The 19,734-nt window shown below is 34.8% G+C and carries 16 protein-coding genes and 1 tRNA gene; 5 read left to right on the top strand and 12 right to left on the bottom strand.

Annotated features, from left to right (window positions below):
* Positions 1-46: 46 nt before the first annotated feature.
* Positions 47-1,309: an MFS transporter gene (locus tag OOL03_RS04180; RefSeq protein ID WP_006280528.1), complete on the top strand. Its 1,263-nt coding sequence runs from the start codon at positions 47-49 to the stop codon at positions 1,307-1,309.
* A 7-nt stretch (positions 1,310-1,316) separates the two neighbouring features.
* Here the strand turns inward: OOL03_RS04180 and OOL03_RS04175 are convergent, their stop codons facing one another.
* Positions 1,317-2,240, bottom strand: coding sequence for an RluA family pseudouridine synthase (locus OOL03_RS04175; protein WP_006279888.1), 924 nt, complete (start codon positions 2,238-2,240; stop codon positions 1,317-1,319).
* Between the two features lie 408 nt (positions 2,241-2,648).
* Positions 2,649-3,629: a pyruvate dehydrogenase (acetyl-transferring) E1 component subunit alpha gene (gene pdhA, locus OOL03_RS04170; RefSeq protein WP_264707065.1), complete on the bottom strand. Its 981-nt coding sequence runs from the start codon at positions 3,627-3,629 to the stop codon at positions 2,649-2,651.
* A 55-nt stretch (positions 3,630-3,684) separates the two neighbouring features.
* Here pdhA and hemJ point away from each other — a divergent pair, with 55 nt between their 5' ends.
* The gene (hemJ, locus tag OOL03_RS04165) at positions 3,685-4,113 is read left to right on the top strand and encodes a protoporphyrinogen oxidase HemJ (RefSeq protein ID WP_010082641.1); all 429 of its coding nucleotides are present in this window, start codon (positions 3,685-3,687) and stop codon (positions 4,111-4,113) included.
* Between the two features lie 165 nt (positions 4,114-4,278).
* On the opposite strand, the gene OOL03_RS04160 is transcribed toward hemJ, so the two are convergent.
* On the bottom strand, positions 4,279-5,235 hold the full coding sequence (locus OOL03_RS04160; protein ID WP_253303014.1) for an IS5 family transposase: 957 nt from the start codon (positions 5,233-5,235) through the stop codon (positions 4,279-4,281).
* Positions 5,220-5,378 (bottom strand): hypothetical protein, encoded by a 159-nt coding sequence (locus OOL03_RS04155; protein ID WP_264707064.1) that lies wholly within the window; start codon positions 5,376-5,378, stop codon positions 5,220-5,222. The genes OOL03_RS04160 and OOL03_RS04155 overlap by 16 nt, the downstream gene beginning before the upstream one ends.
* 816 nt (positions 5,379-6,194) lie before the next feature.
* Here OOL03_RS04155 and gatB point away from each other — a divergent pair.
* Positions 6,195-7,619 carry an Asp-tRNA(Asn)/Glu-tRNA(Gln) amidotransferase subunit GatB gene (gene gatB, locus OOL03_RS04150; protein WP_264707063.1) on the top strand — a complete coding sequence of 475 codons (1,425 nt, stop codon included), beginning with the start codon at positions 6,195-6,197 and terminating at the stop codon, positions 7,617-7,619.
* Positions 7,620-7,751: 132 nt separating this feature from the next.
* Entirely contained in the window at positions 7,752-11,024 is a 3,273-nt protein-coding gene (locus OOL03_RS04145; RefSeq protein WP_264707062.1) for an ankyrin repeat domain-containing protein, read from the top strand.
* Positions 11,025-11,056: 32 nt separating this feature from the next.
* Here OOL03_RS04145 and OOL03_RS06845 read toward each other — a convergent pair whose 3' ends face one another.
* From OOL03_RS06845 to OOL03_RS04120, 6 genes are all read right to left on the bottom strand, one after another.
* Complete coding sequence (locus OOL03_RS06845) at positions 11,057-11,476, bottom strand: YqaA family protein (RefSeq protein ID WP_077188498.1); 420 nt, start codon at positions 11,474-11,476, stop codon at positions 11,057-11,059.
* Positions 11,477-11,482: 6 nt separating this feature from the next.
* Positions 11,483-12,856 carry a cysteine--tRNA ligase gene (cysS, locus tag OOL03_RS04140; protein WP_264707061.1) on the bottom strand — a complete coding sequence of 458 codons (1,374 nt, stop codon included), beginning with the start codon at positions 12,854-12,856 and terminating at the stop codon, positions 11,483-11,485.
* Positions 12,849-13,505 carry an exopolysaccharide biosynthesis protein gene (locus tag OOL03_RS04135; RefSeq protein WP_038249253.1) on the bottom strand — a complete coding sequence of 219 codons (657 nt, stop codon included), beginning with the start codon at positions 13,503-13,505 and terminating at the stop codon, positions 12,849-12,851. The genes cysS and OOL03_RS04135 overlap by 8 nt, the downstream gene beginning before the upstream one ends.
* A 90-nt stretch (positions 13,506-13,595) precedes the next feature.
* A complete protein-coding gene (locus tag OOL03_RS04130) occupies positions 13,596-14,252 on the bottom strand; it encodes an exopolysaccharide biosynthesis protein (protein WP_264707060.1) in 657 nt (218 codons plus the stop codon).
* Between the two features lie 166 nt (positions 14,253-14,418).
* Positions 14,419-14,586: a twin-arginine translocase TatA gene (tatA, locus tag OOL03_RS04125; RefSeq protein WP_006013840.1), complete on the bottom strand. Its 168-nt coding sequence runs from the start codon at positions 14,584-14,586 to the stop codon at positions 14,419-14,421.
* A 128-nt stretch (positions 14,587-14,714) separates the two neighbouring features.
* A complete protein-coding gene (locus tag OOL03_RS04120; RefSeq protein WP_006280146.1) occupies positions 14,715-15,488 on the bottom strand; it encodes an ABC transporter ATP-binding protein in 774 nt (257 codons plus the stop codon).
* 148 nt (positions 15,489-15,636) lie between these two features.
* On the opposite strand from OOL03_RS04120, the gene OOL03_RS04115 reads away from it, so the two are divergent.
* A tRNA-Arg gene (locus tag OOL03_RS04115) sits at positions 15,637-15,713 on the top strand.
* 101 nt (positions 15,714-15,814) lie between these two features.
* Here OOL03_RS04115 and uvrC read toward each other — a convergent pair.
* Positions 15,815-17,632 carry an excinuclease ABC subunit UvrC gene (uvrC, locus tag OOL03_RS04110; protein ID WP_264705548.1) on the bottom strand — a complete coding sequence of 606 codons (1,818 nt, stop codon included), beginning with the start codon at positions 17,630-17,632 and terminating at the stop codon, positions 15,815-15,817.
* Positions 17,616-19,733, bottom strand: coding sequence for a glycine--tRNA ligase subunit beta (glyS, locus tag OOL03_RS04105; RefSeq protein WP_319803569.1), 2,118 nt, complete (start codon positions 19,731-19,733; stop codon positions 17,616-17,618). The genes uvrC and glyS overlap by 17 nt, the downstream gene beginning before the upstream one ends.
* Between the last annotated feature and the right edge of the window lies 1 nt (position 19,734).

Genomic DNA, 19,734 nt, shown 5'->3' with positions numbered 1-19,734 from the left:
GGAGCACCGGTTAATGATATATTAGGTTATGTTAAATTGAAAGACCATGAATAATATCCAAAAAGCAATACTATCGGGCATGATCTGTAACATGATTGTGTGGTATGAACTCACTCTTTTTGGAGTATTAACAGATACAATCATCAACGTTTTTTTCCCATCAGAAGATCATTATTTGAGTACACTCAAATTCCTTGGTGTTTTTGCAATTGGTTTTGCGTTTAGACCAATTGGTGCAGTAATTTTTGGTTATATGGGAGATAAGTATGGCAGAAGAAAGACTTTACTTACTTCAGTAATATTAATTTCAATATCATCCACAATTATGGGAATTATACCTGGGTATAAAGAAATAGGGTTGCTTTCACCTGTATTGCTTGTGTTTTGTAGAATAGTGCAAGGAATAACTGCAGGAGGTGAAACAAGCATTAATACAGCATTTACGATAGAGCATTCAAAAGATAAAAAAAATCTAGGTTTCTTAGGAAGTATGAAGCCCTTTAGCGGAGCCCTTGGAACGCTCTTATGCATAACAATGATATTTATCTGCAAAAGAGTTACAGGTGAGAACTATGAAATATGGGGATGGAAGTTGCTTTTTTATTTTTGCTTTTTTTTGGGGACAATAGGTTTTTTAACTAGGTACATATTAAAAGAAAGCTTAGCATATAAAACTAATAAGTACGCTAATAATTTAGCACATTCACCATTGTTAGAACTAGTAAGAAACTATAAAAGACCGCTTATTATTTCAATCAATCTGGGAATTGCTCAGAATGCAATTGTCTACGCAGCAATAATGTTTTATAATATATCAATAAAAGAGCTAGTTATTTTATCTATTAGTGTTAAAGATTTAATGAGGATAGTAATACAGGTTGTATTTGCAGCATCTGCGGTACTTTTTGCAATTTTATCTGATAAAGTTGGAAGAAAACGCGTAATGATTCCTGTACTGATTATGCTATCTCTGATTGGTACATGTGTATTACCATTATTATCTTCCGTTAACCACTATGTCGTAATAATAACTTACTTATTGATTACTATACCAGTAGGTGCATCTTTTGGAATATATGGCTCTGTTATTTGTGAACTGTTTCCAACAAAAGTAAGATGCACTGGCGTAAGCTTAGCAAATAATATATCTGCAGGAATTTTTGGTGGCCTTTCTCCATACATATGCATGTGGCTTATAGAAAAAACCGAAACAAAACTTGCAGCAGGCATTTATCTTACTGCCTGCGCATTAATTAGCCTAATATCTGTGCTTCAAATTAAAGCCAAAGACAGAAAAGTTGATTGGTGAAATCGTTTCAGTCGAAAAATAGCGCTTCAATGGATTTTTCGATGTGTTTAGTGATAGGAGCGGTGATAGTGATTTCTTTATTGTTTGGCAGTTTTAAAGATAAAGAATGCGAATGAAGGTGAATTTTATTTGCTATCCCATCAATAAAAGCTTTTTTACCACCATATTTACCGTCACCAAGAATAGGGCAATTTATATGAGCTAAATGTGCACGTAACTGATGGGTTCTGCCGGTAATTGGTTGTAATTTTAAATAAGCAACATTGTGTTTGGATTTTGCTATAATTGAAAAATGCGTAGTGGCATTCTGAGGTGAATTTTCATCAACGACCACTTTTTCTTGACCTGAAACATATTTTTTCACCAATGGATAGTCTATTGTTCCACTATCCTTGCTCGGTATGCCAGAAGTTAATGCTAAATAAGTTTTTTTTACTCTTCGTCCTTTAAATTCTTCCATAAGGTATCTGGCAACATTAGCGTTGCGTGCGAATATTATCACTCCACTCGTATCTCTATCTAGCCTATGGACAATTTTAAATGTTTCTCCCTCTCTTATTTGGTCAAGCAAATCACTCATGCTAATCTTTACTTTTACGCCACCTTGAACGATGACCCCTGCGGGTTTGTTTATAGCTAGTATATATTCGTCTTCATATAATATGTTCTCTCTTAGTAGATTCACTAACTTTTCATTATATTTGCGATCAGAATTAGCGTTTTCAATATAATTCAAGTGCTTCAGCGTTATAGTTTGCCCAGAATTTACTCTATCACTGGACTTTGCTTTGCAATCATCAACTTTGATTAATCCTTTCCTTAAAGATTTTTCAATTACAGATTGCTTTAGATCAGGAAAGATTCTTCTGATGTACCTATCCAGCCTAACGTTATCGTCTTCTATTAATATGGTTTTTATACTTTGTAGCATTCCATTATTTATAATGAATATCTAGTGAAATGTCAATTATTGGTGTCATTCCAGTGTCAAGCACTGGAATGACACCGAAGGGGCTAATGCCGTCATAAAGGAACCAGTGTCAGCTACTCGGATGACAGGAGAAGGAGACTACTGAGATGACAGCTAGCCTGACAACCGTCATCCCGTTGCTTGTTAGCGGGATCTAGAGATACCGCGAATGAATCGCGGTATGACGGTTCGCGGCGGCATGACGTAGAGCTTGCGTTAGCTATACTTTTATACTCACCAACTCAGCTGGATCTAAGTAGTCAGAGCACTGGGATGACAAAAAAAGGAGGGCACTTGGATGACGGGAGAAGGAGCTATTTGGATGACATCGTTTACTATACAATGTTTGTACAGTTCTGGATAAAAAAATTAGCTAACAAATTTATAAACATCAGTATACAGCTCATCAACGCTTGGTTCTTTACTATTTTTGGCAAAATCTTCCGACTTTTTTACTAAATCACGTATTTCCTTATCAATTACTTTGCACTCTTCTTCTGAAGCCATTTTATTATCTGTCATGTATTTCTTTAAAGTGCTTATAGGGTCATGATTTTGCTTCATATCTTCAACTTCTTCTTTTAAGCGATAAGTAGCAGGATCTGACATTGAGTGACCGCGATATCGATATGTCTTCATTTCAAGCAGGATAGGCCCTTTTCCGCTGCGTGTGTGTTCCGCTGCTTCGCTTGTAGCCTCATAAACAGAGAAAAAATCCATTCCATCAACTTGTTTTCCAGGAATACCAAAACTTTCTCCTCTTTCATATAACTCTGTTACTAAAGTTGATCTTTGCACGGAGGTTCCCATTGCGTATTCATTATTTTCTATGATGTAAACCACAGGCAACTCCCACAAAGATGCCATATTAAACGATTCATATACTTGTCCTTGATTTGCAGCACCGTCGCCAAAATATGTAAATACCACATTATCTTTTTTCTTATATTTATTAGCAAATGCTATTCCTGTGCCAATTGGAACTTGTGCTCCCACTATTCCATGCCCGCCGAAGAATTTTTTTTCAACGTCAAATACGTGCATCGAACCACCTTTACCTTTCGAGCATCCTGTTTCTTTGCCGGTAAGCTCTGCCATTACAACATTTGGATCAGAATCACATGCGAGCATTAAGCCATGGTCTCTATAACTTGTGATAAAAGCGTCACCTAATTTTGATGCAGCTTGAGTTCCAACTGCAACTGCTTCTTGTCCTATTGATAGGTGACAGAACCCGCCTATTAATCCCATCCCATATAATTGTCCTGCTTTTTCCTCAAATCTGCGTATGAGTAGCATTTTCCTGTAGAATCCAATTATCTGTTCTTTAGTGAAATTTTCTGCTTTCATATCGATTTCTTTTTCATTAAACTAACACAATACCAGGAATTTTAAATTTTTGCTAATGAACTATTACCACTGGCTTGAGGCTTTTCATGTTATCTCTGTTATCATGTGGATGGCAGGTATGCTTTATTTACCCAGGCTTTATGTCTACCATGCAACTGTAAAACCGGGATCGGAAAATGATAGCTTGCTTCAAACAATGGAAAAGAGGCTACTTAGATATATCATAAACCCTGCAATGCTTTTCTCACTTGGTCTTGGAATTACACTAATGGTTATTAGGGAAGCATATCGTGAAGGATGGTTTCATGTAAAAGCATTTGCAATACTTTTGATGTTAATTATTCATATGCTACTTGCAAAATATAGGAAAAATTTTGCAATGGGTTCGAATAAGAAGTCACATATTTATTTTCGCGTTTTAAATGAAGCAGTTACAGTATTGATAATAGTTATAGTTATTATGGTTGTTGTAAAACCTTTTTGACTGACCTTACCCAAAAAAAGCAGAAAGCTCGTATCTGTTCAGATGCATGGCTAATGTACAATACTGAAATAAAAATTCCAGTGCTCCCTTTCTTGTCATGCCAGTGCGTGACACTGGGATGGCTTTGTTGCATCACACTTTATGAGATGGTGATTTATGGTAAATTCATGTAACTATCTCAAATTTAGCCATACCAATATCAGTGAATTTATTAAGCAAATAGCATTTGATTAGCAGTTCTTTTTCTCGATTTATCTCAGATTTATTCCTAAAACTAAATCCGAATATTTGCTTTAATCTTGAGAAAAACCCTTCAATATAAGATCTTTTCCCATAATTTACTTCTTTTTTCCATTCTTTCATGCCATCTTCACCGTATAATTTTATTAACCTAATAGCAGCATTCCTGTCAGACATATAATCTATTTCTGGATGTTCTGCCGCATTGTTTATTGGTGGAATTTTTGTCTTTATATCATATTTGTTACACAACTTATAAAACTTGTGCCTATCACATGCTCTATCTGCATATAGTGCTTTTATGGCATGCTGAAAATCAACTTCTTTTAGCAAATCACAAGCTCCATAGTGATCAGAGTAGACACCGTTACTGTATTTTACAGCTATGGCTTTTTTGTTGTTTATATTCAACATTACGTGCAATTTTCTCGTTTGCTCATAGCCACGATATTTTCTGTCAGTGCTATTTTCCTTGCTGTGACCAGGAGTGTTGTTGTATATACTAATTCCTGTACTGTCTATAGCAATTTCGATATCTTCCATATTATTTTTATCAATTCTGCAATCATTTATCTTAATATTAAGTTTCTTAAACCTTCTTGATGCTTGTGAATAGCTGATAACTGCCAAATCTCTTCCTATTTGTTGCAAATACCCTTTTATAAACCCGACTGTTTGTCTTAAACCAATTCTAAAGAAACTGACGATTATATGCACCAAAATCACAACTTTATCACTATAAATATAGTTGCCGCCCTGCATTTTTGGACAATTCTCGTACCAATTTTCTATGGCGTCATTGATATAACAAAAAATGCTTCCTCTTTCTTGGAGAAATTTGTTATATTCATGGCAGTTACTGACTCTCATTTTTTGTGGCATATTTTTTCTTCAACAGTTAAATGGCTATTTATAATGAATTTTGTCAGTAACTGCCAGTTCTTTTCACTTGAGCGATGCAACAAAGCCATTCCAGCGTCACGCGCTGGAATGACACCTTTGTGTTTGCATAGCTGTACGAACATTGTGATTTGAGAGCAATCTCCACAAGGGAGGATGTCATTCCAGTGCCCAGACACTGGAATCCAGGAAAAAGAATGGTGTCATCCAAGTAGCTGACACTGGGATCCAGAAGACTTAATTTCAACCAAATAATAAAGGCTGGATCCCAGTGCTTGGCACTGGAATGACAGCAATCCTACGTCATACCGCGATTCATTCGCGGTATCTCGGCCGCTAACAAGTAGCGGGATGACGGTTATCGTTTAGCTACAAACATTAAGAAATTTACCAAACGAAAAAAAAGGCAAAAGAAGCCCCGTGGTTGGCTAATTACTTACATTATACTTTCAAGTATGGCGTTTTTTTATTCTAAACACTTAATAACCGCGATTCAGTTGCTTTTAAACCGCAACTAATCTAAATTATAAACGTTAAGAAATTTACTAAACAGAAAAAAAGGCAAAAGAAACCCTAGGGTAGCTAGTTATTCACTATCCATTTTTTAAGTTGGCGTTTTTTTATGTTTTAAACGCTTTATAAGCGCGTTTCAGCTTATGTAGGTAGAAGTTTTATAAAGACATAAGGTGCACATAGTGCAAAAAATTAAACATGAGACGCCAGATACGTGAGTTTTTTTGTCATTTAATCTGTACAGAGAAGATAAATAAATAGCTTCAATTTTATGATAAGAGGGCTGGCGAAGCTTGTCAAGTAATCTTTTGCATTTAACCCGTTTCTATGGGTAAAACAATCTGCATACCACTTAGCTAACATGAGTTTTGTTTTGACTTTTTGTGCTAATTTTGCAGAATATTAAGATTATCATTTAAATAAAATACATGACGAAAGAGGATTGGGAAGCAGTAATTGGGCTTGAGGTGCACGCTCAAGTTTCTTCTAATACGAAGCTATTTTCTAGCTCATCAACGGAGTTTGGTGCTGAGCATAACACTCAAGTTTCTCTAGTTGATGCGGCAATGCCAGGTACGCTGCCAATACTAAATTATTACTGCATAGAGCAAGCAATACGCACCGGTCTTGCACTTTCTGCAGAAATTAATAAGTATTCTTACTTTGATCGGAAAAATTATTTTTATCCTGATTTACCGCAAGGGTACCAGATAACCCAGTTTTTTGAGCCAATAGTTAAAAATGGTAGAGTATTTATCAACGATAATGAAAAAGAAATAAGAATCGCGAGAATTCATTTAGAGCAAGATGCAGGAAAGAGCGTTCATGAGGAAAGCAAAACTTATGTAGATTTAAATCGTGCAGGGGTTGCTTTAATGGAAATTGTTTCAGAACCAGATCTCCGTTCATCTGCAGAAGCTGCAGAATGCATGAAAAAATTGAGGCAGATTTTGCGTTATATTGGTTCGTGTGATGGTGATATGGAAAAGGGATCACTTCGTTGTGATGCAAATGTTTCTGTCCGCCTAAAAGGCAGTAGCACATTTGGCACTCGTTGTGAGATAAAAAATCTGAACTCGATACGTTATATTGTGCAAGCTATAGACTATGAAATACAAAGACAAATTGAAATTTTAGAAAGTGGAGAAGAAATAAGTCAAGATACCTTATTGTTTGACGTTGCTTCGGGAAAAACAAAAGTGATGCGAAACAAAGAGGATGCAAGCGACTATAGATACTTCCCTGAGCCTGACTTGTTGCCAATTGAGGTAAGCCAGGATAAAATCGATTCTATTAAATCATCTTTGCCCGAGCTACCAGATCAAAAAAAGCTGCGATACATTGAAGAATTGGGTATCAACGAATACGATGCAAACGTCATTACTTCCGATAAGGCAATTGCTGATTATTTTGAGGAATTGATAAAAAAACATGATTCAAAGCTCGCGGTTACCTGGTTAACCGTAGAGCTTTTTGGTCGTTTAAATAAAGCAGGTATTGATATTGTGAGCTCCCCAATCAAAGCAAATGCTTTGTCCGAACTCTTAGATTTTATCGTTGATGGAACAATCTCTGCTAAACTTGGCAAGCAGGTATTCGATAGTATGTTTGAAACTGGCAAACCTGCATCTTTAATTATAGAAGAGCAAGACCTAAAACAAATAACCGATAGAGGTCAAATATCAGGAGTTATCGACACAATCGTCAATAACAACCAAGATAAAGTTCAAGAATACAAAAGCGGTAAAACAAAGTTATACGGATTCTTTGTCGGCGAAGTTATGAAACTTACCAAAGGAAAAGCCAGCCCTGATGTGGTGAATTCAATTTTGAGTGAGAGATTAAGTAATTAGTCACATTTTTTTATTTACATAACAGCACATCTCGTAGATATTCTCAGATTTACGCTACGATATCTGTATATCATGACATATAACTTTTTTACCATTTGTTGGTACTATTTTTAAAATTACGTGAGGCTGAGGATGCCTGAAACTTATCCTGCTGGAGGGAGAAAACGCTCTTTTCATGGTGATATTTACCAATTGAAGTGGCTAATGCTGTTTCTCAAACGTGCAGTAGATAGAGAATATTCTTTCCGCTTAGCCACAGAAATGGAATCAGCTACGGGTTTTGATGATATTGTTTTTCAGGATAGGAAAAATGAAAAAATAGTACATAGGTTTATACAAAACAAACACAAGCAAAATGAATGCGAAAAAATCGGTGTAGGTAAATTGCTTTCAAAAAATAAAAGTGGTGAATTTAGCGTTCCAAAATATTTTGTTTCCTATCTAAAGATTAAAATTAATCCAGATTTTGCAGATGGTGACCTAAAGGACTTTACTATCTGTACTAATATCGGTTTCGATCTAGCTCAAAGTACAACACAAAATACAATAAAAAAGTTGAAAGCAAAAACTTCGGGACCAAACAAGGGAATAGAAATTGCAGTTGAAGTAATAAGCACTAGTGATATTTTTTTTAAATACGGCGGTACGAGATACAAGTTCTCTTGTACTCACGATAACATGATTTCAATAGTGCAACCGGCATTTAAGAGTGCTGTAAAAGAAGCAATAGAAGAATTGGAAAAGGAGATAAAAGAACTTCAAGGTAAATCAGATCAAAACTCAAAAAGAAAATTGGAAAGAAATCAGGTATGGCAACGTGAGTTTGAGCGAATGACAAATGAAGGCAGGTTAGAAGAGAATATAAGGGAATTTTTTGATAAATTAGTATTTGCAGTAAATCAACCTAACGAGATAAAACTAGCGGAAATCATTGAGAATGAGTTAGGCAAAGAATTTAATAATATCGATAAAAAGAACGTTTATGGTCGCTTTCTGGTAGAAGTTCTGGATTGGATGAAAGCAAGAGAGGGAAAGTTTCTATCACATGAAGAAATAAATGAGTTTTTTGAAAAAATAAGAGAGGAAATTTTAGGAGCGGTATGGTTTGATGTAAGAGGTCCAGTCAGACTATTTACAGGAAGAGATGAGGATTTGGGAATGCTACATGATTCGCTACAACGCAATCCCAAAGGTGCTGTAATTTCATACATAACGTCTATTAGTGGTCCTGGGGGGATGGGAAAAAGCCAGTTAGCTAGAAAATATGCTTGTAAATATAGAAGATATTATGACGACAATGTTATATGGATAGACGCTGAAAACTTTGAAGCTATGAAAGATTCTTTCTTAAGGTTAGCTAGAAATAGATTAGGTATTTCTCCTAAAGATAAGTATGGAAACGACAAAACGATAGAAACTATTGTTAGAGAAGTATATGCTTTCTTCGCAAGAAGGAGGAGCCTGTTCATTTTCGATAACGTTCAAGAGTACAAAAAGATAAGTAAATTTTTGCCATTTTCTTTATCTCCTGATCTTAACAAGCCTCATATTTTGATTACCTCGCATGATCAGGAACTGGAAAAGGGAATAGACGTTATAAAGCTAGGAGAATTGGAACAAAGAGACGCTATAGAGTTTGTTAAAAAAGGATTTAATATACTAAAAAAAGATAAATCGCAAGATCGGGAGATAGAAAATTTGGTAAGAAGGTTGCAATGCTTTCTTTTAGCTATACAACAAGCAATATCATATATCGAAGATCAGAGAATAATAGAGAAGTTTAAAATTAGTGATTACCTAAAAGAGTATGAAAAGAAAGCTAAGAAGTTGCTTAAGTCTAAAATATTTCAAGGAATTGATAATAACTATACTAAAACAACTTTTACAGCTTGGGAAGTTACGATGGATAAAGTAAGAAGTGATGAACAATATGGACCATTAGCTTCAGAGATTTTAGATGTTTTGGCTTATTTTGCACCTGATAAAATCGCTAGAGAAATATTCTTAAATTCGGTAAGTGATTATAAGAAAAAGCAGTTAAAGCTAGCCATCCGTTTACTTGTGAGATATTCCATGGTGGGCGGTGAACAAAACCAAAGTGTATTAAATGTCCATAGGTTAGTACAGGAAGTAACAAGATTAAAATTGCAAGAGAAAGGCAGAAGAGAAAAAGTTCTTAGAAAGGCTCTAGAATTGGTAAATAGTGGTAATTTAGTACAAGATAGTATGAGTCATGTTACATCTGTTTGGGGATATGCAAGTAAACACAGTGGGTTAATTGATGATTTTTATTTTGACTCGGTTTATACCTACCAGGAAATTTCTTATACGGAGATAAGTACCCCTTTGCATTTACTTGCTGAGAATGGTAACTATAAAGCAATTAAGGCTCTATTAACACATATAGAAAAAGAACATTCAAGTAGTTTTAATAACGTTATTAATGCTAGGAAAAATTATGGTAAGACAGCACTACACGTTGCTGCTAAAAATGGGAAATTGTATGTAGTAAAATACCTAATTAGTAAAGGTATTGATATTAACTCCAGAGATGAAGCTGACTGGACTCCTTTGATGTCAGCTGTTTATGGTGGAGAATTGAATACAGTAAGGTACCTAATTGATATAGGTGCTGACATTAATGCCAAGAGCAGACTTTGCAGTACTTCATTGCACTTTGCTGCTGATAGTGGAGAATTGGACATAGTAAAGTGCCTGGTCTTTAAAGGTGCTAACGTTAACGCTAAGAACATAGATTGTAGAACTCCATTGCACTTTGCTGCTGATAATGGAAACTTGAGTGTAATAAAATATCTTATAAGGAAAGGAGCTGATATTAACGCTGAAGATGAATATGCTAACATCCCTCTATACTTTGCTATTCGGAATAGAAAATTGGAAATAGTAAAATATCTAGTTGATAAAACTGATATTAATAATAAATATAATGATACTCTATTGCATTTGGCTGTTTGTAGTGGAGAACTGGATGTAGCAAAGTATCTCGTGAGTAGAGGGGTTGACATTAATGCTAAGAGCAAGTTCCTTCCATTACATCTATCTAGTTTACGTGGGCTGGATATAGTAGGATATTTTTTTAAGAAGGCTGCTAGTGCTGAGGGTGGATATTATGAAACTCCACTACACTATGCTGTTTTTCATGGAAACTTAGAAATAACAGAATACCTTATTGAAAAGGGTGCAGATGTTAATGCCAGAAATAGAAATAGTGATACTCCACTACATCATGCTGTTCTGATGGGAAAAGTTGATATAGCAAAAATATTACTAAAACACAATGCAAATGTTAATGCTAGAAATAATTGGGGAATGACAGTATTAGGTTATGCCGCTGACCAAGAGCTTGTGGAATTGCTTTTAGCTCATGGTGCATCCATCCTATGACTTGGGCTTTAATAGCTGTAGTACTATAGCTGTTATACTCCAAAAGTAAGTATTAGATATAATAAATAGAAGAAATTAGATAGAATGATTAAAGGGGCAAGGATATAAAGGTTTAACTTAAAATAACCTGATAAAATTTGAATCACACTTCCAAGTGCTGGCACCCATGAAAGTAATGCAACTGCACAAATCAGTAGATTTCTTACGATTTTTGGTGTTTTATGCTCGTTCTCTAGTTTGTGGTATGATTTTCGTATAGAGATTGTTATTCTACCTAAGTACCAGTTAACTATTCCACCAAGGCTTGATCCTAGTACTCCAAAAAATAACATAAGTAGTGGAGTGTGATACGACCTGAAATAAAGCATGGTATTGAACACAAAACCTTGATGTATGGGTAAGACTAATGATGATACTAGACTATCTGTGAATAACAGAAAGTAATTTTCCATATGAGTTTACCAGGTTGTTGTACCATCTTCATTGTCAGAAATTGTAATCCCCATTTGTTTCAACTGATTTCTTATTTTGTCTGCAGTATCGTAATTTTTATTTTTTTTTGCAATTTTTCTTAAGTCTATCAACCTTTCTATTTCTTGATGATTTACATCCACAGCAAACCACTTTTCATAACTTGACTCAAGAAGACCAATAAATCTGGCACTTTTAACAAAACTCTCAGTTAATTTAAGCTTCTCATTTTCATTACTCGTTTTATTAATTTTTGTAGCCATTTCATGTAATATAGCTAGAGCTTCAGGAATGTTTAAGTCGTTTTTTAAAGCGTCCATAAAATCTTTAGAAATCTCTGCGTTACTTTCATCAATATTCGTTATATCTAAACCACGTAATAACCGATAAAATTTGTTTAAGGTTTCCTGTGCATCAGAAATAACGTTTTCTGTCCAATCAAGTGGTTTTCTGTAGTGAGTTTTGAGCAGTGCATAGCGTATTACTTCACCCTTTATTCCACTATCTAGCAAATCTCTTACTTTGACTATATTAAATAAGGACTTGCTCATTTTTTCTTCATTTACTGTAAGAAAGCCGTTATGTATCCAGTATTTTGCAAACATTGATCCAGCAAATGCAGACTTACTCTGTGCAATTTCATTTTCATGGTGAGGAAATTGTAAATCTATGCCGCCACCATGAATATCAAAATCTTTGCCAAGATAAGCATATGACATTGCTGAGCATTCTATATGCCATCCAGGCCTGCCCTCTTCCCATGGGCTATCCCAATAACTTGAAAGTTTGTAGTCAATATCACTTGCAGGCTTCCACAGTACAAAATCTCCAGGGTGCTTTTTATTTTCATTAACTTCAACTCTGCTACCTGGAACCAATTCATCAGTTTTTTTTCCTGATAAAGCACCATACTCAGAGTAAGATTCTACGCTAAAATATACATGCTTATTGGATTCATAGGCATGACCAGATAGCAGCAAATGTTCAATTAATTTGATGATACAATCTATATTTTCTGTTGCTTTTGGTTCGTATGTTGGTTCTGCACAGTTTAGGCTTTTCATGTCTTCATGAAAAGCCCTAGTGTAGTATGTGCTGATGCTTTCTATACTACTATTTTTCTCACTTGCCACGTTGATTATCTTGTCATCAATATCAGTTATGTTGCGCACATAAGTAACTTTGCCATAACAAAACTTGAGCAGTTGAAATAATACGTCGTAAACAACAACAGAACGTGCATTGCCTATGTGTGCCGTATCATATACTGTTGGTCCACAAACATACATCTTTACATGATCTTTGTCGATCGGTGTCAAGAGCTCTTTTTTTTTTGTTAAAGTGTTGTAAAGCCTAACCATATACGAAGCTTTTGAGAAAAGAAAATGCCCCAATGATAAGTTGTGGCCCTTTGACTACTACAACAAGAGTAAGCAATAGCCCACACAATGATATTAAAATTCCCAATATAGATAGAAACCCATCTTTACTCATAATACCAAGTGAAATAAGAGTCGTACCAATTGCAGGAATGAAGTTAGTAAGAGGTAGTGGAAGAGCTATTGATAACGCACAAAGCAGCATTATAAAAGCTAAAATTTTTTCACCGGGCCCATAGAAAATAAAAGACATTCTTGGTCTCATGAACTTTTCTATTTTTTTTAATGCTGGAGAAGTTTTTTCCACCACAAGAGCTAGTGTTGAACGCTGAAAAGATCTTCTTTCTAGCCAACTGGGCATCCAAGGAGAATCAAATCCAAATAAAAGCTGCAATGAGAATAAGATTAAAGGTATAGAAAGAATAGTTGTATAACCAGGTGGAACCGGTATAGGCACCGATAGCGGCAAGGAGAAGATGATTATTAAAATACCAAAACCACGCTCATGCAAAGCTGTTTTAATGTCAAACAAAGTTACTTTATCGCTATCATTGTTATTGGTATCTGCAACTTCTTTTAGAATATCAGAAGCTAATTTATCACTTTTAGTCAACTTATCATTTTTTGACACGAAAAACCTTTGATAAAAATAATTCTTAACACAATTATTGTTTTATTTCAATATGCATTATTCATTTTGCGCTAGTAATTCGTTCTTTTGTTAAAGTGTTGTAAAGCTTTTAAGAAGAGAAAGTGCTCCGGTTATAAGTTGTGGTCCTTTGACTATTACAACAAGAGTAAGCAACAACGCACACAATGACACTAAAACTCCCAATATGGATAGAAACCCGTCTTTACTCATAATGCTAAGTGAAATAAGAGTTGTGCCAATTGCAGGAAGGAAGTGAGTAAAAGGTAATGGAAGAGCTATTATTATTGCACAAAGCAACATCATAAAAGCCAGAATCTTCTCACCAGGCCCATAGAAAATGAAAGACAGTCTTGGCTTCATGAATTTTTCTATTTTTTCTAATACAGGGGAAGTTTTCTCTACCACAAGAGCTAGTGTTGAACACTGAAAAGATCTTCTTTCTAGCCAACTGGGCATCCAAGGAGAATCAAATCCAAATAGAAGCTGCAGTGAGAATAAGATTAAAGGTATAGAAAGAATAGTTGTATAACCAGGTGGAACCGGTATAGGCACCGATAGCGGCAAGGAGAAGATGATTATTAAAATACCAAAACCGCGCTCATGCAAAGTTGTTTTAATGTCAAACAAAGTTACTTTATTGCTATCATTGTTATTGGTATCTGCAACCTCTTTTAGAATATCAGAAGCTAGTTTTTTATCTTTAGTTAGTTTCTCACTTTTTTGCACAATTATCCTTTAATAAAATATTCCTCTTAAGCTAACATAGTTGTTGCTGTATTTCAATATTTGTTATTTATTTCATACCAACACTTCATCTCTTTCATTCTTTAACCTGACTAAGTTTTTAAACAGATGACATGCACTAAGGTGCATGTCACGAAGTATGAGGACGCTAACGATCTGGTTCGTTAGACGATAATTTTTCTGAGTCCTTAAGCTCCTGTTTAAGGTTTTTGATGCCTTTTCCTAAATCACCCATAACTTGCGGTAATCTGCCTGCACCAAACAGAACTAAAATTATTATTAAGACTAGAAACAATTGCCATGGTCCTAAACTCATTTTCACCTCCATTTAAAATATTGACCTTTAAATATTAAAACTTGACTGAAGTCAAGTAACACATAGATTATATCACCTTTATTTAATTATAAATCAAGGTTTTTTAATTATTTTATAACAATCCCAAACTAGATTATTTTCTTGCAGCGAATAAGTGGAAACTTTTCGCTTAACTGTAGAGTAGAAGAGAGCTCACTAAAAAACTTTGCTAGCGTATCGTCTTTAGGCTTATGGTATATATCGCTAGAAACTCCTGATTGAATAATTTTACCATTTTTCATTACGTAGATAAAATCTGCAACTTTCAATGCTTCTTGCGGGTCATGAGTTACCATTAGCACAGGGATATTTTTACTTCTAAAAAGGGACAATATATGTTGTCTTATTCGGCACTTGAGCAGTATATCCAAATTAGAAAATGGTTCATCTAACAACACAACATCAGGGTTTTGTGCCATCACTCTTGCTATTGCAACTAATTGTTGTTGTCCTCCAGATAAGGCGTTAGGGTACATATTTTCATATTTTTCTATATTGAGTAACTTCAAGATTTCCAATGCAATTAGGTGCTTTTCTCTCTTGGAAGAGCTGCGGATAGCAAAGGTTATATTTTCTACTACTGTTTTGTGAGGAAATAATGCAGAATGCTGAAAAATCAATCCGATATTTCTATGCTCTATAGCGACTGATGCCTTATTGCTCGCAACTAACCTATCATTTATAAAAATAGTTCCAGATTTTGGATTTTCTATCCCCGCAATTAATTTCAAAATTGTTGACTTGCCACAGCCAGAATGCCCCAATAAACATGCAACATTTCCTTTCTTTACTTTAATGTTTATATTGCTTAAAGCAAAGTCGTTTTGATTGTTATAGAAATAACCAATATTGTTAACTAGCATTAATCTTACTTAAACCATGTTATTAAATATAATAGCATTATACTCAAGAAGTACAGAAATGTTTTTTGTCGTCATAAATTGGTTATGCAAGAAATCTAGAAAAGAGAAGGATTTTTTGCTATAACTTTACATAAATGGTAGGAAACACGGGACTATAGCTCAGCAGGATAGAGCGTTGGACTCCTAATCCGAAGGTCGTGCGTTCGAATCGCACTAGTCCCACCACATTGCTTCACAAATTTTATGGAGATTTTTTTTCACAAATACGCACACCTTTTTTTGCGGTTTTAAGATATAAATTCCCTAATAATAAAACGGGTTTTGTGTCATTCCAGTACTCCTCTCTTATAATTCACGTATTTAAGAATGACTTCTGCTAAACCTTTACTAATTCCAGGTACGTTTTGAATTTCAGCCAGAGAAGCTTTGCTTATATTTTTCACTGAACCAAAATAAGACATCAACGCTTTTTTTCTTTTGTTGCCAATGCCGGGTATTTTGCTTAATTGTGAAACTATAAACTGTTTATCGCGTTTTTTTCTATGTGAAGTTATCGCAAAACGGTGGGCTTCATTACGCAGCGATTGTAAGTAAAGCATGACTTTGCTGTCATTTGCCAGACTGAATTCTTCCCTGCCCAGCATATAAAATCTTTCATTTCCTGCGTTACGATCAGGACCTTTTGCCATACAAGCAAAAGGAACGTTTATATTCAATACTTCCAGTACATTCTGTACTATGGAAACATGTCCTGGTCCACCATCAATCAGTAAAAAATCAGGTATTATGCCTTTTATATTGCCGGAGAAACGTCTGGTTAGCACTTCCCTCATCATTTTATAGTCATCGCCTGAAAATTTTTCCTTTATAGTAAATTTTCTGTACTCACTCTTTAAAAAACCCTCCTGCCCTGCAACAACCATTACACCAATTTGTTGATTTCCAAATATATGGCTATTGTCATAAACTTCAATACGCTTTGGAATATTTGGTAACAAGAAGATTTTGCTAAGCTCCTCAAGCTTTTCTAGGTTATTTCTATAATCGATAAGCTTCTGCTCTAAGCTATGCTGAGAGTTATCATAAACAAATTTCAATAAATCACGCTCTTTTTTATTCTTTGCATGCAGAACTTTTACTGGCTTTTGAGCAACCTTATATAGTGCTTGTTCTATAATTTCCTTATCCACAATAGAATCTGGAACGTAAATTTGTATTGGAGGTATGTTAGCTGAATTATAAAAATTGACCAAAAAGGTGGATAAAATTTCATCATTTGAGTGATCACCACAGTTCTCGGCAAAGTAAGGAGTGCTGCCGTAGTTGTCTTTATTTCTGAACGATAACACACTAATACATGCTAGATCCTCTTCACGTACAATACTGAAGAAATCTGCATCTTTTTCAAAAGAAAAATCCGTGTGCTGTATTTGAATTTGCTCAAGAAACTTTACCCGATCTCTATATATAGCAGCAAGCTCATAGTTTTCTTCACTGCTGCACTTTCTCATTGTGAAAAGTAACTGTTCTTTCACTTCCTTATTTCTTCCAAGCAATGTATTTCGTGCCTGTTTTACTGATTGGCAGTAGTTGTCTTTTGTGATTTTGTTTATGCATGGTGCTGAGCAGCGCTTAATTTGATATTCAATACATGGTCTTTTTGTTGAGGAAAAGTATTGATCTGAACATACTCTTAGGAGAAAAGCTTTTTGCAATGACAATATAGTTTGCTTAACAGCAGCGGCAGATGTAAAGGGACCATAATAATGAAACTCATTTTTCTTAAATTTGCCTCTATATTTTGCTATTCTTGGATAATCGTGCTTGGAAATTGTTATATAAGGATAAAATTTTCCATCCTTGAGCACAATATTATAAAGTGGTTTCAATGATTTTATTAGCTGTGCTTCAAGAAGCAGTGCTTCGATTTCATTCTCAGTGATGAATATTTCAACCTTAATAACCTGTAAGAGCATAACTCTAATTCGTTCAGAAAGGTTTTCGAATTGAAGGTAGTCGGATAACCTTGACTTTAAGTTTTTTGCTTTTCCAACATATAAAACTTTATTCTTATCTCCAACCATCTTATACACGCCACAGGATTGTGGAGATGATTTGATTTGTTCTTTATATTGCCTGAGCATTTATCCATTGTTTAACCTGTATGAGGTTAAAATCTGCTACTAAATGAAAGATGGAAACTACATTTTCAAGCAAAGATAATCTGTTTCTTCTCAGCTTATCAGAATCACAGTTAATCTTTATACTGTCCATAAACTGATTGATAAACGGAGCAAAACCAGCAAGTTCATCAAGTGCTACATTAAAGTGGTTATTTTTTATCGCTTGTTTTATGTTTTTACAAGCAGTTATAGCACAATTTGATAGCGCAATTTCTTCACTTTCAATCAAAAACCTCTTACCGTAAGATGCACTATAAGTAGTGCCATCACTTTTCCTTGCTTTGCTCATCATGTTACTGACTCTTTTGTAAGTGCTTAGAATTTGTTCACCTTCTGGAGTACTAAGATAACGATCCAATATAACAGTTTGCTTTTCTGCTGTCAGCAGATCATTAATATCGATTTTATATAGTATTGAATCTACAACATCTTGCCTTATATCTCTATTTTTTAAAATAACCTTGAATCTTTCTAAGCAAAATCTAAATACTAGTTCTGAAATTTGTTTTCTATTCGGCTTATCAACTGACGCTGTATTTTTATTAAATAGAAGCCTTGAATATAAAGATACTGACTTGTCTATCATTAGCCTAATTGGAACATGCAAATTATTTTCAAGTATTGTCCTAATTATACCAATTGTCATTCTCCGCAAACCAAATTGATCATACGAACCAGAGATTTTCTCACCTGCTGCAATTAAACCAACTAAGCTATCCACTTTGTCTGCAATTGACACAGCAATTGCAGAAGGAGATTTAGGACACTCCTGCTCTGGCCCGATTGGCTTATAATGCTCAGTTATAGCTTCCACTATTTCTCTATCTTCTTGAAAATAAGAAGCATAATATCCACCCATTACTCCTTGTAATTCTGGAAACTCTCTTACTATCGATGTTGCCAAATCAGCTTTTGCCAAATATGCAGCACGTTCAACTTTTATCAGCGAAGCATGTGGAATAAATATAGCTATATACTTTGACAAAGCCGTAATACGCTTCACCTTTTCCCCCACGCTGCCAAGTGAAGCATGAAATAATATTGAACCTAATCTTTTGACATAATAATCTAGATTTTCCTTTTTATCTTGAGATATTAAAAATTGGGCATCAGCAAGACGTGCTTCTAATATTCTTTCGTGTCCTTTAACAACTTCACCATTGTTGACGTTGACAACAGTGACAAAGTGTGAAATTCTCTTTCCATTACTTAAAGCAAGGTATTTTTGTTGTGTATTAACTATACTAAGTATTACTTCCTTCGGTAATCCAAATGACTTTTCTTGATTCACTTCACCAAACAGTACGATTGGCCACTCTATAAGCCCTGTCAATTCATTTAGTAAATAATCATTTTTCTCAAGTTGTAAATTCTGCTCTTTTGTGAATTTATTAATCTGATCTAGTATAAATTGCTTTCTTTTGTCCATTTGGAGAATTACACTGTTTTTTTCTAGCAATTCAAAATAGTCTTTAGGTGTTTTAACAGTAAGCGCCGTACCACTTGAGAGAAATCGATGGCCATATGTTGTGTTAGATGCTGTAATCCCTGCAAAAGATACAGGTATTATTTCATCATTTAAAATGCATAAAATGTTTTTAATTGGCCTAACCCACCTTTCTTTTCCTTTGCCCCATCTCATGCTCTTCAACCAAGAAAAGTTTTTGAGCATTTCCTCCAGTTGATTTTTAAGAAACTCTTGAATGTTAAATGAGCAGCTTTCTCTTTTAATGAAGTAAAAATCCTCATTATTTACTTTTCGAACGAGCAAATCTTCTTCATTTTTCTGATATTTTCTTAAAAAACCTTCGATAGCACTTTTTGGTGCGTTAATGTTTGGTCCCTTAACTTCGTTATTGGAATCCTTTAGCTCCAAAGCATTTATGTTGTCGACAAATAGGGTAATGCGACGTGCCGTTATAAAAACCTCCATTGATGTAAATTTTACATTATTTTTGTTAAAAACATTGGCAATACAGCTCTTAACTTGAACTGTAGCTGAATTCTGCATTCTCGGTGGTATTTCTTCTGAAAGGCACTCAAATAACAACTGCAACGACATA

The organism is Wolbachia endosymbiont (group A) of Acrocera orbiculus (genome assembly GCF_947250015.1).
GTDB classification, from domain to species: Bacteria; Pseudomonadota; Alphaproteobacteria; order Rickettsiales; family Anaplasmataceae; genus Wolbachia; species Wolbachia pipientis.
The sequence above is the reverse complement of the archived record's forward strand: the minus strand, read 5'-3'. Positions and strand labels throughout refer to the sequence as shown.